This window comes from Sphingopyxis macrogoltabida, assembly GCF_001314325.1.
Classification (GTDB): domain Bacteria; phylum Pseudomonadota; class Alphaproteobacteria; order Sphingomonadales; family Sphingomonadaceae; genus Sphingopyxis; species Sphingopyxis macrogoltabida.
Genome location: NZ_CP009429.1, coordinates 4378971 through 4392676 on the forward strand (window position 1 = coordinate 4378971; position 13706 = coordinate 4392676).

Annotated in this window: 10 protein-coding genes and 1 pseudogene; 3 read left to right on the forward strand and 8 right to left on the reverse strand. The window is 64.8% G+C overall.

The window, feature by feature from the left end:
* Positions 1–52 precede the first annotated feature (52 nt).
* The 7 genes and pseudogenes from LH19_RS21260 to LH19_RS21290 form a co-directional block, all read right to left on the reverse strand.
* On the reverse strand, positions 53–691 hold the full coding sequence (locus LH19_RS21260) for a GntR family transcriptional regulator (RefSeq protein ID WP_054731738.1): 639 nt from the start codon (positions 689–691) through the stop codon (positions 53–55).
* The gene (locus tag LH19_RS21265; RefSeq protein WP_407696745.1) at positions 688–1596 is read right to left on the reverse strand and encodes a phytanoyl-CoA dioxygenase family protein; all 909 of its coding nucleotides are present in this window, start codon (positions 1594–1596) and stop codon (positions 688–690) included. Before LH19_RS21265 ends, LH19_RS21260 begins: the two co-directional genes overlap by 4 nt.
* A 16-nt stretch (positions 1597–1612) precedes the next feature.
* The gene (locus LH19_RS21270) at positions 1613–2230 is read right to left on the reverse strand and encodes an acyl-homoserine-lactone synthase (protein WP_054731740.1); all 618 of its coding nucleotides are present in this window, start codon (positions 2228–2230) and stop codon (positions 1613–1615) included.
* A 91-nt stretch (positions 2231–2321) separates the two neighbouring features.
* Positions 2322–3065 (reverse strand): helix-turn-helix transcriptional regulator, encoded by a 744-nt coding sequence (locus LH19_RS21275; RefSeq protein WP_054731741.1) that lies wholly within the window; start codon positions 3063–3065, stop codon positions 2322–2324.
* Between the two features lie 244 nt (positions 3066–3309).
* A complete protein-coding gene (locus LH19_RS21280; protein WP_054731742.1) occupies positions 3310–4242 on the reverse strand; it encodes a DUF2493 domain-containing protein in 933 nt (310 codons plus the stop codon).
* Positions 4243–4548: 306 nt separating this feature from the next.
* Positions 4549–5580, reverse strand: a complete 1032-nt coding sequence (locus LH19_RS21285) for a DUF7146 domain-containing protein (protein WP_054731743.1) — start codon at positions 5578–5580, stop codon at positions 4549–4551.
* 11 nt (positions 5581–5591) lie between these two features.
* Positions 5592–7457, reverse strand: a pseudogene (locus tag LH19_RS21290) (strawberry notch C-terminal domain-containing protein); the annotation flags it as partial.
* 53 nt (positions 7458–7510) lie between these two features.
* Here LH19_RS21290 and LH19_RS21295 point away from each other — a divergent pair.
* Genes LH19_RS21295 through LH19_RS21305 form a run of 3 tightly spaced genes read left to right on the forward strand, consistent with a single transcriptional unit; the run spans position 7511 to position 10967 of the window.
* Complete coding sequence (locus LH19_RS21295) at positions 7511–9058, forward strand: tyrosine-type recombinase/integrase (RefSeq protein ID WP_054725389.1); 1548 nt, start codon at positions 7511–7513, stop codon at positions 9056–9058.
* Positions 9052–9966 carry a tyrosine-type recombinase/integrase gene (locus LH19_RS21300; RefSeq protein ID WP_030540399.1) on the forward strand — a complete coding sequence of 305 codons (915 nt, stop codon included), beginning with the start codon at positions 9052–9054 and terminating at the stop codon, positions 9964–9966. The genes LH19_RS21295 and LH19_RS21300 overlap by 7 nt, the downstream gene beginning before the upstream one ends.
* A complete protein-coding gene (locus LH19_RS21305; RefSeq protein WP_030540398.1) occupies positions 9963–10967 on the forward strand; it encodes a tyrosine-type recombinase/integrase in 1005 nt (334 codons plus the stop codon). The genes LH19_RS21300 and LH19_RS21305 overlap by 4 nt, the downstream gene beginning before the upstream one ends.
* A 137-nt stretch (positions 10968–11104) precedes the next feature.
* Here the strand turns inward: LH19_RS21305 and LH19_RS21310 are convergent, their stop codons facing one another.
* A complete protein-coding gene (locus tag LH19_RS21310; protein ID WP_082395994.1) occupies positions 11105–13663 on the reverse strand; it encodes a strawberry notch-like NTP hydrolase domain-containing protein in 2559 nt (852 codons plus the stop codon).
* Positions 13664–13706 lie beyond the last annotated feature (43 nt).

The following is a 13706-nucleotide window of genomic DNA, read 5'->3' on the forward strand; positions in this document are numbered from 1 at the left end:
TGCGGCACGTTCGAAGCTAGGGAGGCCGCGCCGTATAGGAATTTAATACGACTCATATTCTCCGAATATTATCCAGTGGCTCAGACCGCCGCCGGATCTCGGCAGCGACACGGCCGGCATAGGAGGCGCGGCGGCGATGGAAGCGCGTGATTTTGCTACGCAAAGCGCTCCACCGGCCGAACCGGTAATCGTCCGCCATCGCGGTGAGCGCATCATTGGCGGACCCGTCGACACGAGCCTCCAATGTGCGGATTGTCATGCTTCGCTCGACACAATTGATGATGGAAGCGCGAAGTTCGCCATTGCTGCTGCCGATTGCGATGGTCCGGAAGAGGCCATCGAGTCCCTCCGGGTAAGCTTGGTGATTCGCGAGCGAGATCAGTCCGCCCGGCAAGTCGGGTCTCGGCGTTCTCCCTTTCAGGGCCAGGGAAAGAAGGGCGCCGGTCCACCAATAAAGTTCGACCAAATCCGCCTCATTGAGAAGTGGCTGCCGAAACCCTTCCTGGTGCCAGCTCTCGATAATCCGCTCGCCCGACAGGCGATACAGGGCATCTCGAACGGGGGTGGCGCTGGCCGCCAGCGACTTTGCGAGTTGTGCCGCCTCCAGGCGCATACCGGGCGGATAGGTGCCCGAAAGGATACGCGCCTTGAGGTCCAGATAGACCCGCTCCATCGTGGTGCCCGGGCTCATGCCGCGAGCGTCCCGTCTCCGCCCGCCGATCGTTGTTCGCCGACATAGTCAGCAAGAAGCGCCTGCTGGTCGGGCCGGAGCGCATCCACGGCTGCGATCGGGTCGGGGGGATAGCCGCGGAACAGGATCGAGGGGCACTGACCCTCGAAGTTGCCGAGGTTCGGGCGATGCTGGACATAGCCGGTCAAGGCCGCCAGCTCGGGCGGAAAGTCCTTCGCGACGTCGGGTGGATAGACGAGCCACTGATTCTCATATGGTTTCAGCCAACCAAGGCAGTAGCTGATGATGATCCCGCGCCGCACCGACGGGCTGCAATTGCCGCCGGCGCCGTGGAGCGTTGAACCCAGGAAGACGATGGCATCGCCCGGCACCGTCTCGGCAATGATCGGTTCCTCCGCCGGCTCTTCGACGAGCGCCTCGAGCCCATGGCTCTTCGGCCAGATGATTGTGGCGCCATTTTCCGCGGTGAAGGGCGTCAGCGGCCACATCACATTGACGAGATATTCGACCTCTCCGAGCGTGCCCTGCCACATATCTTGATCGCGGTGCGGGAATTGCGGAAGCGCTCCCGGATGCAGTTCGATCGCCTGGGCGAGATTGAGCTGGATGCGCTCGCACCATTCGCCGAGCGCGGCTTCGGCGAGGGCAAGGATCGCCGGGTTCATGACCAGCGCGCCGACATGCGGTGAACGGATGAGCAGGCGGCCGAAGCGCTTGGTGCGCTCACCATAGAAGCCGCCCTCGCAGAACGGCGTGGCGACGTAGCGCGGATCGAGGTCGCGATCGATCGCCGCGATCAGTTCGGCGGGCGCCGCCCCGCGGACGATCGCATAGCCGTCGTCCTTGAGCGCCTGCATCGAAGCGGAGGGTGGCTGATGGCTATCGACTGGAGCGATGTTGGTGATCATGGCCCCGCTCCTTTCACGCTGCATCGGCCGCGACCGGCGTCGCAGCGCTGCCCGAAACAATCCCCGCCGCCTTGAGCCTTGCGGGGGTATCGGCGTCGATCTCGATCCGCAGGGAGGTCAGCGCGCGGCCATCGTAAATGCCGGGTTCGCTGAGCGCCGTGCAGGCCCAGCCGAAGGTCCGGATCTGAGCGAACCAGTCGAGCTCGGCGACGCCGGTGTAGGAGCGGATGCCGTTGGCGAGCGCATATTCGACCAGCCCGACAAGAAGCGTGTCGCGCGCGGTGCGGCGTTGCCGCGCACCGATCCCAGGCGACAGGCAGAAGCGGGTGATCTCGAAGATATCGGGACCGGACGGCGGGATGCCGTTAACGAGGCCGGGGAAGAGACCATCGAGAAGAGCCGGGCGCGTGGTGGGAAGGAGGCGCGCCGAAGCGAGATGCCCGCCGTCCTGATCGCCGACGATCAGATAGGTCGCGTGGGGATCGTCGAAATGATCGATCTCGAACCGGTCGGCGAGCACCGGCAGGTCCCATTTCAGAAGATCGATGAAGACGCGCTTGCGCGCCTCGAACATCGCGCGGAGCAATTGATGCTCGTGTGCGCGGTTGGAATGGTCGATTACCGAAAGCATGGATGTGTCTCCTTTTCGAAAGAGACCATCCAATTGAACCGCTTTGGGGACCCGCACCATAGCACGATCGGGGGGTGTCGACGAAAAAAGTTCAGCGCCTGGCAATATCCTCGAAGCTGAGATCGCCGGCATAAAGCGCGCGCACGGTAAGGGTGATGCCGCCATTCGCCTCATAGCGCTGCCGCGCGTTGCGAAGATGTTCGCGAACCGTGTCGGGACTGAGATCGAGGATCCGTCCGACCTTCGGAGTGCTGTTGCCCTTGGCCGAGAGGATCAGGCATTCGCGCTGCCGATCGGTCAGTCGCGGCCCGACCTGCGCGAGCTCGGGATTGGCGAGCAGGCGCGCAGCTTCGAAGGCCGGCCCACCGATCATCCGGGCGAAGAGCAGCGCTCTGTCGTTGGCCGCGATTCCCGGCGTCCAGGCGAAGGACACCGAACCATGCGCCTCCCCGGGGATGTGTGCCGGGATGGTCAGACCGTCACCGATCCCGTGCCGCTGCGCTTCGCTGAGGATCAGCTCGTCTTCAGGCCGTTCGCCCGCAAGCGGCTTCATGTTGCGCCAGAAAAAGCCCTCGAGACTGCGGTGGCTGGCGCGATGCACCGGATCGGTAAGCCCAAGGCCGCGCTCGTCGAACCAGCGGGCCCAATCCTCGGGATAGTTGTGGACGCGAACGCCCCTGTCGGGAGCCGCCAGGAAATCGACATGGTGGCTCAGCGCGAACCAGGAACAGCCCATGCGCGCACAGGCTTCCTCGAGCAGATCGGCCAGACCCGCCGCATCCTTCACCCGCGTGACGTCGAGCGCAAAAGCATGCGCAGCGTCCATCGTCGGCATTGCGACCCATGGCAGCAGACGGCAGTCGTCGCCAAGTCGGCCGACCGTCCCTGCTCCTCGTCATGGCCTGCGAGCGATGCCCTCTCAATGGGCCGTCCCGCCGGCGACGGGTGATCGCCGCTGGTCATAGCGATCTACAATGATGTAAATTTTGCGGATGTTACGAATATATTTCAAATATATTCGGGAGATAGAACCAGATTGGGGCCATTTAGCCGAAAGCCTCCGAATGCCCCGACTGACATCATCGGGCCCGCTTGCGAAAATCCCAGACGGGAAGGCCGATCTTCGCAGCCTTGTCGGCGAGATTGTCCTGGATTCCCGTGCCGGGGAAGACGATGACCCCGACCGGCAGTGCTTCGAGCATCCGGTCGTTGCGCTTGAACGGCGCGGATTTGCCGTGCCGGCTCCAGTCGGGCCGAAATGCCACCTGCGTCACCTTGCGGGTTTCGGCCCAGCAGGCGGCGATGCGTTCGGCCCCCGTCGGCGTAGCCCCATGGAGCAGGATCATATCGGGATGACGGTCGCGTGCGCGATCGAGAGCATCCCAGATCGCCCGGTGATCGTCGATGTCGGCGCCGCCGGTGAACAATATGCGCGTGCCCTCGGGGAGGAGCGCAGCCGCTTTCTGACGCAACCGCGCGTCGAGAAAATCGCGGCCGTCGATCAGTGCCGCGGTCATCGACCGGTGCTGCGCCCGCGATCCGCTGCGGGGTGCCCAGGCTTTCCGACAATGGATCCGGAACTGCTCGGCGGCCCCCTCGCGGAAGAATTCCATCGTGTCTCGGCGTTCGATCAGCGAAATTCCTTCGCGCGTGGCCCGCTCAAGCTCGACCGAGCGTATCTCGCTGCCGTCCTGCTCGCGCTGGAGCCGCCGTTGCAGCTGCTCATTGTCGTCCAGCGCGCGTTCGACACGGTCGCCGGCGCGGTGGAAGAGGTTGACGAGGTTCCAGAGGAGGTCGTCGAGGTCAGGTTCGATACGCGTTTCCGCGAGGCAGCCCGCCAGCGCGTCGAACATATCAGCAATCGCGCCGCCGGCGAGGCGAGCGTCGGGAAGCGGCCTCGGATCGGGTTCGTCCTCGAAGGGTCGGTGACCGAAGAGCTGCATTTCCTGGAGGAGATAGGCAGTCGTGCCGGGTTCGGCGGGTTGGTCTTGGGAGGTGGCATCGCCGTGCATCTTGGGTCTCCGTCTGTCTGAGCCGCGCCTCGCGCGGCCTTCGTGGCGACGGCTCGCGGCATTCGGGGCGGGACCGCATCGCGGCTTGCCGCGACTGGAGCGCAGCGGAGGATGGCGGGCGCGCGGCTATTTTGCCTCGCGATGCAAAGGGGCCGCGTGGCCCCGGCGGAAAATAGCCGCGCGCCCGCCATTGCGGTGCTGCCCTGCATGCCGCAGTCGCCCTCTAACGAAGGCCGGGGCGCGCCTGCAGCGGAAAGCTAGCGCAGCTCCCGCCATCTCCTGCCCGTCCCGGCGATCCCGACGCGCTCAGAGATATTCCGTGCGATCGGCGGACATAAGCTGACCGCGAAGCGAAGCCGCCATCGCGCTTCGGCCCAGCGCTCGCAGATCGCCGTTGAAGTCGCCATGCTGCGGTTCGAGCGGGCAGACCTCGATACCGCATTCCGACGCACGCTCGCCGAGCTTCGCCAAAGCGGTGTCGCCGGCGGGATCATCGTCGCGCGCAACATAGAGTCGCTTGAGACGCTCCGGAAAAGCGATGGCGGCAAGATGCGCTCCCGATAGACCGGCGATCATCGGCAGGGTCGGCATTACCTGCCGCAGCGAGAGGATGGTCTCAAGGCCCTCGCCCGCTGCCATGACCGCGCCCGAGGCACCGAAGCGGACGCCATTGCCGAGGAGATGACCCATAGCCCGACGGGGATAGGCGACCGGCGCTTTGTCTTTGGTGTCGGGATCGAGCCAGGTCCTATGCACGCCTGTGACGATCCCGGCGAGGTCAGTGACAGCCGCGATTATCGCCGGCCACGCCGGCCGCCCTTGGGGCGCGTCATCGCTGGACGGCCGGTAAAAGCAGTGCGGGTGGAATCGCACGGGATCCCCGGCATGAAAATCGGTGATCAATCGGCCAGCGAGATAGGCCTCGCCGAGACTGCCCCTGAGCGGTTTTGTAGCAGCCAGCAGCCTTCGCGCCGATTCCCGCGAACCCCTCCGCGCCTTGGTCGGTGCCGGGTTTCGTGGTCCCTCAAGTGATGGCGGCAGACTGAGAAAGCGCCGCGCTTCGTCCAATGTTTCGCGAAAGCCCGTGTGACCACAGCTCGCGGCGATGATGTCGAGAAGGTCGCCATGGTCGCCGCTCGCGGCATCGGTCCATTTTCCCGGAGCGCCGCCATCGCCGTTGACGGCAAGCCGTACATAGAGACTGCGGCCCGGGGTATTGCGGACGTCGCCGACCATCCAATACTGGCCTTCGCGTCGGCCGTTGGAAAGATAGCGTCGGCACACCGCCTCGGCAATTTCTCCGAGACGGCGCGCGATATCTGATGCTGAACTGGTCATGCGGGGCTCCTTCAGGCGGCCTTGCGATCCTGAACCCGCTGGATCGGAAACCGATCGACGAGCGCAGCGAACACGTCGGCGCCAGCAGCCCCTGCCGGCACGTAGAGCTTCAGTTGCCACGAGACGATCTCAGAAATCAAGCCGATCGTCTTCAGGCGCTCGACCCCTAGATCGTTGAATCCCGAAAGCTCGATCCGCCAGTCGTTCATGGCGCGAACTCGCCGCAGCGTCTGGCCTTCGGCAAGCGACAGCGAGATGTCGCCAGCCAGGAGCATTCGCCAAGCTTCGGGTACGGCAAGCCGTCCCGGCGCATCGCCGGTGACGCTCGCCGCCCATGCGGGAGAGACCTTGCGCCCGATGATCCGCTCGCCGCCATCGGACTGCAGGCGATACACCCGTGTCGATTCCTTGGGCAGGCGTTTCCAGATCGGGAGCAGCAACCCCGCGACGATATGAAGCGTCGACATCTCATGGCTTGGAAGCTCGGCGAGTTCGCCATCCCACGCCGAGCCGAATGCCTCGGCGTCGACCGCCTGCCAGTGCGAATGCTCGAAATCCTCGGCGAGCATATGCATCTTCTCGAGCGGGCGCTGGAGAGCCACGCGCCGATGAACGGCGCCATCGTCGTCGATCAGGCTGCGCGCGCGAAGCTGCACCGCGGCCCGGCCCGAGCGGGCGTTGACGACGAGCTGACCGCCCCATGACGTGACAAGCTCCAGCGCGTCCGCGCGGAGAAGCGGCGCGACGCGGTCCTTGCGCTCGATCGTGAGCAACTGGGTCACGGCCCCGGTGCCGGGATGCGTGTAGATCGTCTCGCGTCCGGTCACGAGGAAGCTCTCTGCCCGCAGCGTCTCGAGTCCCATCTCGTATGTCCCCGACACGATCGCTCCCTCGATCCGACTTGCGAGCAGGCCCTCGAAGGTCTCGAAGAGGATGTTCTGGAGGCCGATCGTCAGCGCGAGCATGCGGTTGAGGAACGTCGTGATCGACGGCAGCTCGTCCTTGAGGCCGCAGTCGTCGACCAACGACAGCCCCGTCGCTGCCTCGAAGGCGAGCAGTGAGCAGCCCTCGACCTTGCCGTCGGCGAGCAACTGGTAGAGCTGGCGCAGAGCGTCGCGCGCATAGGAGGATTCCAGATTGTCCTGCGGACGGAACATGTTCTGACCGCCCGTCTGCCGCTGGCCGCGCGTAATAGCGCCCAAGGTGTCGAGACGCCGTGCGATTGTCGAAATGAAACGTTTCTGCGCCTTCACATCGGTCGAGACGGGACGGAAAAGCGGCGGCTGCTTCTGGTTCGTGCGGTTGGTGCGCCCGAAGCCCTGGATCGCGGTGTCGGCCTTCCAGCCGGGTTCGAGCAGATAGTGAATGCGCCGCCGCTGATTCTTGACCCCCAGGTCAGCATGATAGGATCGCCCCGTGCCGCCTGCCTCCGAGAAGATAAGGATGCGCTTCTCATCGTCCATGAAGGCGTGGGTCTCGCCGAGATTGGCGCCGCCGGGCCGGTTCTGGGCCGCAAAGCGCGTCGAGCCGTCGCCCGCCTTGACCGGCACGATGCGCCGCGAGCGCCCGGTCACTTCGGCGACCACGTCGGTCCCGAAATGCTGGACGATCTGGTCGAGCGCCCCCGGCACCGGCGGCAGCGATGCAAGCTTTTCGATCATCGCATCGCGCCTGCGGCAGGCCTCGCGATTGACGATAGGATTGCCGTCGCCGTCGAACGCGGCGCGCGACGCGAGATTGCCTTCGCTGTCGGTGCAGGGCTCGTAAAGCTGGACCGGAAAGCTGTGCGCAAGATAGTCGAGGACATATTCTTTGCAGTCGCAGTTTATGTCGAGCGTGGCGGCGGTAGGCGCAGGTTTCCTTCGGTTTTCCATGATTTCACTCCAGATAACTACGGTTCCGTCGACCTCAGCAAGTCGAAGGAGCCAACATGCGAACACGATCATCACTGCCGTTTCGGACTGCCCCGCTCCGGGTCGAAGATTCGCCCAGTCACGGCACTCTTCTCGCCGCATTTCTCTCCTCTCTGTCGCTCGACGAGAGGTCAGGCTGTGCGGTTCTGTATGGCGCGGCGGTCCGCCATTTCCTGCATTGGCTGGACCTGCACGAGATCGCGATCCGCACGATTGACGATCGGGCTGTCCGGCGGTTCGAGAAGCATCGGTGTCGGTGCCACCGGTATTCGGCGCAGCAAGCGCACTACAAGGCTGACCAAGCAGCAAGGGTCAGGCGCTTCGTCCGGTTCCTGGAAGATCAAGGCTACGTCGAAGTCGACGACGGGATCGACGATCTGCCACGGCACCTCGCTGACTATTCCGATGCGATCGATCGCCTGCAACTCGCCGAGGGACCCGCGCAGGCCTATCGGTCCGAGGCCGAGCATTTCATGGCCTGGCTTCGCATTACGCGACGCCAATGGATCGATATCGACGACACGATCATCGACCAGTACGCTGCGCATGATTGCCGATGCCCGGTATGGCGCAAGCGCGGCAAGCTGGTCGCCACGGGCACGAAGCGGCGGCGGCGATGCGCACGGCACTTCGTCGAGTTCCTGCGAGGCCGCGGTGTCATCCCATCGGTTGAACCGGTGGCTGACGATGACCCGCACATGTCGGCTTACCTCACGTGGCTCAAGCAACATCGCGGCGTCACCGATGAGACGATCCGGCGCTACCGGACCGATATCAGACGGCTCATGCCGATGCTGGGCGAGCCTTCGCAATGGGATGCCGCCGGACTCAGGAGCGCATTTCAACGACGAAGCAAGGAGACGCCGGGCTCGGCATCGCTGCTCGTCACGATAATGAGGAGCTACATCCGGTTTCTGGTCGTGCGTGGCGAGTGCCGGCCTGCATTGTTGCATGCAGTTCCATCAGTGCAGCGCTACCGCCTTTCGACGCTGCCGCGCCACGTCGACCCGGCAACGATCGAGAGGATCATTGCGGCCTGCCCGACAGATCGTCCGGTAGAAGTCCGGGACAAGGCCATCATTCTCCTGCTCGCCAGGCTCGGCCTGAGGGCTGCCGATGTTCAGGACATGCGTCTCGACGACATCGACTGGCGGTCCGGCCACCTGACGGTCAAGGGCAAGACGCGTCGACCGGACCGTCTGCCATTGCCGCAGGATGTCGGCGACGCGATCTTGGCATATCTTGCGGCAGCCCGCCCGGAGGCCGCCGAAGAGCATCTGTTCCTGCGTGCACAAGCACCGTTTCGGCCATTCCGCTCGTCCGCCGAGATCGCGGGCATCGTCGCTCGAACGCGCGACCGCGGTGGGATCGAAGGAGTGTCGACCGGGTCGCACATATTCCGGCATTCGCTTGCCACCAACCTGCTGCGCGCGGGCGCAGGCCTGGAGTCCGTTGGGACCATCCTGCGTCACAGCTCGCCTGAGACCACTGCCATCTACGCCAAGGTCGATCTGCCGATGCTCATGAAGATCGCGCAGCCATGGCCGGGAGAACCGTCATGCTGAACATGCACATTTCCAGATACGTCTCGCTCCATCGCAGCTTGGGACGGAAGTTCTCCGAACAGGAACGCTTGCTGCGCCAATACGCCGATTTCGCCGGCCGCGCCGGTGACCGGCACACCCAAGTGCAGCGCATTTACGACTGGTGCCACACGGCAAGCTCGCAGAACGTGGCCCGCCATAGGTTCGACGCCGTACGTAACTTCAGCCTTTTCGCTCATGCTGAAGATCCAGCTCACGAGGTTCCGCCTGCGGGCGTCTTCGGTCGGGGCAAGCGGCCACGCCCGACCCCGACCATCATCGAACCGGAACAGGTCCGGGCGATCATGACCGCGGTATTGGACGTTGCGCCCCAAGGCACGATCAGCCCGTACACGTATCATTATCTGTTCGGCCTGCTGGCGGCGACAGGTCTCCGGATTTCCGAGGCCCTCGCTCTTCAATGCAACGATCTGGTCGAGGATGGCCTGATCGTCCGCAACGGCAAGTTCGGCAAGCAGCGGCTGATTACCTTGCAGCCATCGACCCGTCAGGCGCTCGAAGCATATCTCGCCACCCGAGCAAGGCTTGGCGCCACGGGCAATGACCTGTTCGTGACCATTCGGGGGAGAGCACCACACAAGGTGCGCGCCCACGTGGTGTTCGTCAGGCTGGCCCGGCAGCTCGGATACCGCGGACCGACCGGAACGGCCGGGATGCGGTTACACGACCTGCGGCACACTTTCGCCGTGCGTTCCCTTGAGTCCTGTCCGCGCGACAGGGAAGCCATCGCACACCACATGGCCGGACTCAGCGTATATCTGGGGCATGCGTCGGTCGCCAACACCTATTGGTATCTCGAGGCCACTCCGGTGCTGCTGCGCGATATCGCTGTCGCCAGCGAGCAACTTTACCGGGGAGAAGCGGCATGACGGCACTCGCTCCGCACCTCTCGATCTACCTGCGTGAACATCTGCCGCGCGAACGTGCTGTCAGTCCGCACACGGTGAAGACCTATGCCAACTGCTTTGTCCTCCTGGTCCAGTTCGCTGCCGATCGGCTGAAGCGTCGGCCGACCGATCTCGAGATCGAGGATCTCGGCACCGACATGATCATGGCCTTCCTTGACCATGTCGAGAACGGTCGCGGCAGCTGTGTTCGGACCCGCAATGGCAGGCTCGCCGCGATCCGGTCCTTCTTCCGCTACATCGAGTATCGTATTCCGGCCTGCCTGGATCAGGCCCTTCGCGTCAGATCGATCCCTACCAAGAAGACCGACAAGGCGCTGATCGACTACCTCGACCGGGCAGAGATCAAGGCTTTGCTCGACGCCCCGGATCCCCGGACACGCCTTGGCACCCGCGATCGCGCAATGCTGCATCTGGCCTATGCTGGCGGGCTGAGGGTGTCGGAACTCGTAACGCTACAACTGCGCGATTTCCCGGACCGCTTCCTGTCCACCGTGCACATCATGGGCAAGGGACGGCGTGAACGGGTCCTCCCGCTCTGGAAGGAGACTCAGTTCGCATTGCGCGCGTGGCTTGCGATCCGCCCCGATGCGCAAGCTGCCGAGATATTCCTCAATGCCAGCGGGCAACCCATGACCCGCGACGGATTTGCGTTCCGTTTGGCGGAGCACGTCAAGCGCGCGGCAGAGAAGCAGCCGTCGATCCTTGGCAAGCGCGTAACACCGCACGTGCTGCGCCACTCCTGCGCAATGCACACGCTCGCGGCGACAGGGGACATTCGCAAAGTCGCATTGTGGCTCGGCCATGCCAGCATCCAGAGCACCGAGACCTATTTGCGCGCCGATCCCGAGGAGAAGCTGCAGATTCTCGCGGCGCACGGCGCTCCTGCCATCAAGCCCGGGCGCTTCAAGCCGCCATCCGATGCCCTGATCACGATGCTCACCGACGTTCGAAGGCGGGCCTAGCCCGTCTCCGGACAACCCCCTGGCACTCATATTATCTGGAGTGAAATCATGGAAAACCGAAGGAAACCTGCGCCTACCGCCGCCACGCTCGACATAAACTGCGACTGCAAAGAATATGTCTAATGTTGAGCTCAACATTACACGTATTCGCGCGGCGTAATGTCGACCGACACATCGCCCCATTCCTCGGTCGGGATCTCGGCAAGCCGACGCTCCTGCAGCGCCTCGCCGGTCGAGACGATCTGCACCACCGCGGCATGCCCCGCCTCGAGATCGCCCGCGATGCTCGCGATCGTGCTCGGCGTCTGCATCGCGGTGATGAGATGGTTGAAGAAGCGCTGCTTGGTGCTCTCGAAAGCCGAGCGGGCCGCCGACTTCGCCTGCGCGTTGAGCGTGCCGTGGAGCGAACTCGTCACGCCGGCAGCCTCCATCGCAGCATCCAGATTGTTGTGGATGACCTGGAAGGCCCCCGCATAGCTGTCGTAGATGCGCCGCTGCTCATCGGTCAGCGCATGCTCGAGCAGCTCATATTCGACGCCATCGAACGAAAGCGACCGCGCCGCATAGAGACCGAGCGCCTTCAGGTCGCGCGCGAGTACCTCCATCGCCGCGACCCCGCCGTCCTCGATCGCCGCCACGAATTCGCTTCGCGACGCGAAGGGGAAGTCGGTGCCGCTCCAGAGACCCAGGCGCTGCGCATAGGCAAGGTTCTGGACCGTTGTTGCGCCGGTCGCCGACACATAGACGATGCGCGCATCGGGGAGCGCATGCTGAAGTCGCAGACCGGCACGCCCCTGTTGCGACGGTTTCTGTTCACCGCGCGCCCCCTTGCCGCCGGCGGCATTCGCCATCGCATGCGCCTCGTCGAAAACGATCACCCCGTCGAAATCGCGGCCCAGCCATTCGACGATCTGCTCGACGCGGCTCGCCTTGCCCTCGCGCGCCTGGCTGCGCAGCGTTGCGTATGTGGTGAACAGGATGCCTTCGGCGAGCTTGATCGGCGTGCCCTGACGCAAACGCGAGAGCGGCGTCACGAGCAGCCGTTCCTGCCCGAGCGCCGACCAGTCGCGCTGTGCATCTTCGAGCAGCCGGTCCGACACCGACAGCCAGACGGCGCGGCGCCGACCCTTGAGCCAATTGTCGAGAATGATCCCCGCGACTTGCCGCCCTTTGCCGGCACCGGTGCCGTCGCCGAGGAACCAGCCGCGCCGGAAGCGAACCGCCTCGTCATTGTCATCGCTGACCGCGGACAGCATGTCCCAGGTTTCGTCGACCATCCAGGCGCCCGAAAGATGACCGCCATGGGCTTCACCCGCAAAGATCACCGATTCCAGCTGCGCGTCAGAGAGGATGCCTCCCGTCACCAGCCGCGCGGGAAGATGTGGCCGATAGGAGGGTTTCGGCGGCGCGACCGATGCCATTGCTGCTGACTGCACAAGCGCGGTCGGATGCGGGTGTGCGCCCTCGATAGAGAGAGACTGCAGCGCATAGGGTTCGTATATCGTGTCGCCAAGGCGGCCTTCGGGCGCCTTCCAGTCGCGCGTCACATAGGCAAGTTCGGGCGGCGCTTCGTGCGCCGGACGCTCGAAGACAGGGGCCGCCGGAGCTGCGGCGGCCGCGCGCCCAAAGCCGGGCATCGCCGACCGGGATGATGTTGCCGTCGCCGCCGGTGGCGGCTCTGACGGACCCGGCCGGTGGGGCACATCGCTTTCGACCCATGCGAGGAGCGAAGCGAGGTCGGGCGTCTCACCACGGCTCGGGACAAGCAAGGCCGGGTCGCTCGCCGGAACCTTGTCGAACACCAGCAGACGCGTGCTCGTCGTGGTTCCGTGCTTCGCATAGACCTTTCCGGCAATGGCCGCCGAGAAGCGAAGCGTGCCATGCTCCTGCAAGCGCATAAAGGCGTCGCGCCAGGCGGGCGCCTCGGGGGCGCAGTTTGCGCCGACAATGGCAACCAGCCGCCCGCCATCGCGCAGCCGGGCGAGCGCCGAGGCGATATGTCGGAGCGCGGCATCGCGCATCGGACGGTCGACGCTCGCGACGGCCGAGAAGGGCGGGTTCATGAGGATGATGTCGGGGCGGACACTCTGGTCCAGCCGGTCGTCGATCGAAGCGGCATCGTGTCGCGTGACGCCGACGGCCGGAAACAGCAGGTCGAGGAATTCAGCGCGGCCGGCATCGAGCTCGTTGAGCGCGAGCTTGGCGCCCGCCAGCTCAGCGTGAATCGCCAGCATGCCGGTGCCGGCGGAAGGCTCGAAAACAAGATCGCCTGCGACGATCGAAGCGGCGTGAGCCGCGACATAAGCGAGCGGGAGCGGCGTCGAAAATTGCTGGAGCGCCTGTCCGGTCTCCGACCGGCGCGTGTGCGTGGGCACGCGCCGCGCGATCCGCTCCCACATCGTCAGGCGGTGCTGGGATGAGCCGGCCCGGCTCATCAGCGCGCGGCCATAGGCGCGCAGCAGGAGGATCTGCGCACCCTCGCACGCGTCATAAGCCGCCTTCCAGTCCCAGCCGCCCTCGGCATCGGTGGCGCCAAAGGCAGAGATCATCGCGGCGCGAAGCTGGCCCGTGTCGAAGGGCTGCCCGGCCTCGAGAAGCGGCAGGATAGTTTCGGCGGCAGCGAGGAGGCGCGGGGCGGCGGACGAAGGCGCGTGCACCGCGGCGCCTTGCGCCGCGCGGGAAGGAAGGAATTGCATGTGGGAATCCTCGAGAGAGCGGGACGGGGCGAGCCGCCCGGCG

Excerpts from the sequence above, each read along its gene's own strand:
- LH19_RS21260 (WP_054731738.1), bottom strand. The coding sequence starts at position 691 with ATGAGCCCGGGCACCACGATGGAGCGGGTCTATCTGGACCTCAAGGCG.
- LH19_RS21270 (WP_054731740.1), bottom strand. The coding sequence starts at position 2,230 with ATGCTTTCGGTAATCGACCATTCCAACCGCGCACACGAGCATCAATTG.
- LH19_RS21275 (WP_054731741.1), bottom strand. The coding sequence starts at position 3,065 with ATGCCGACGATGGACGCTGCGCATGCTTTTGCGCTCGACGTCACGCGG.
- LH19_RS21280 (WP_054731742.1), bottom strand. The coding sequence starts at position 4,242 with ATGCACGGCGATGCCACCTCCCAAGACCAACCCGCCGAACCCGGCACG.
- LH19_RS21285 (WP_054731743.1), bottom strand. The coding sequence starts at position 5,580 with ATGACCAGTTCAGCATCAGATATCGCGCGCCGTCTCGGAGAAATTGCC.
- LH19_RS21295 (WP_054725389.1), top strand. The coding sequence starts at position 7,511 with ATGCGAACACGATCATCACTGCCGTTTCGGACTGCCCCGCTCCGGGTC.
- LH19_RS21300 (WP_030540399.1), top strand. The coding sequence starts at position 9,052 with ATGCTGAACATGCACATTTCCAGATACGTCTCGCTCCATCGCAGCTTG.
- LH19_RS21305 (WP_030540398.1), top strand. The coding sequence starts at position 9,963 with ATGACGGCACTCGCTCCGCACCTCTCGATCTACCTGCGTGAACATCTG.
- LH19_RS21310 (WP_082395994.1), bottom strand. The coding sequence starts at position 13,663 with ATGCAATTCCTTCCTTCCCGCGCGGCGCAAGGCGCCGCGGTGCACGCG.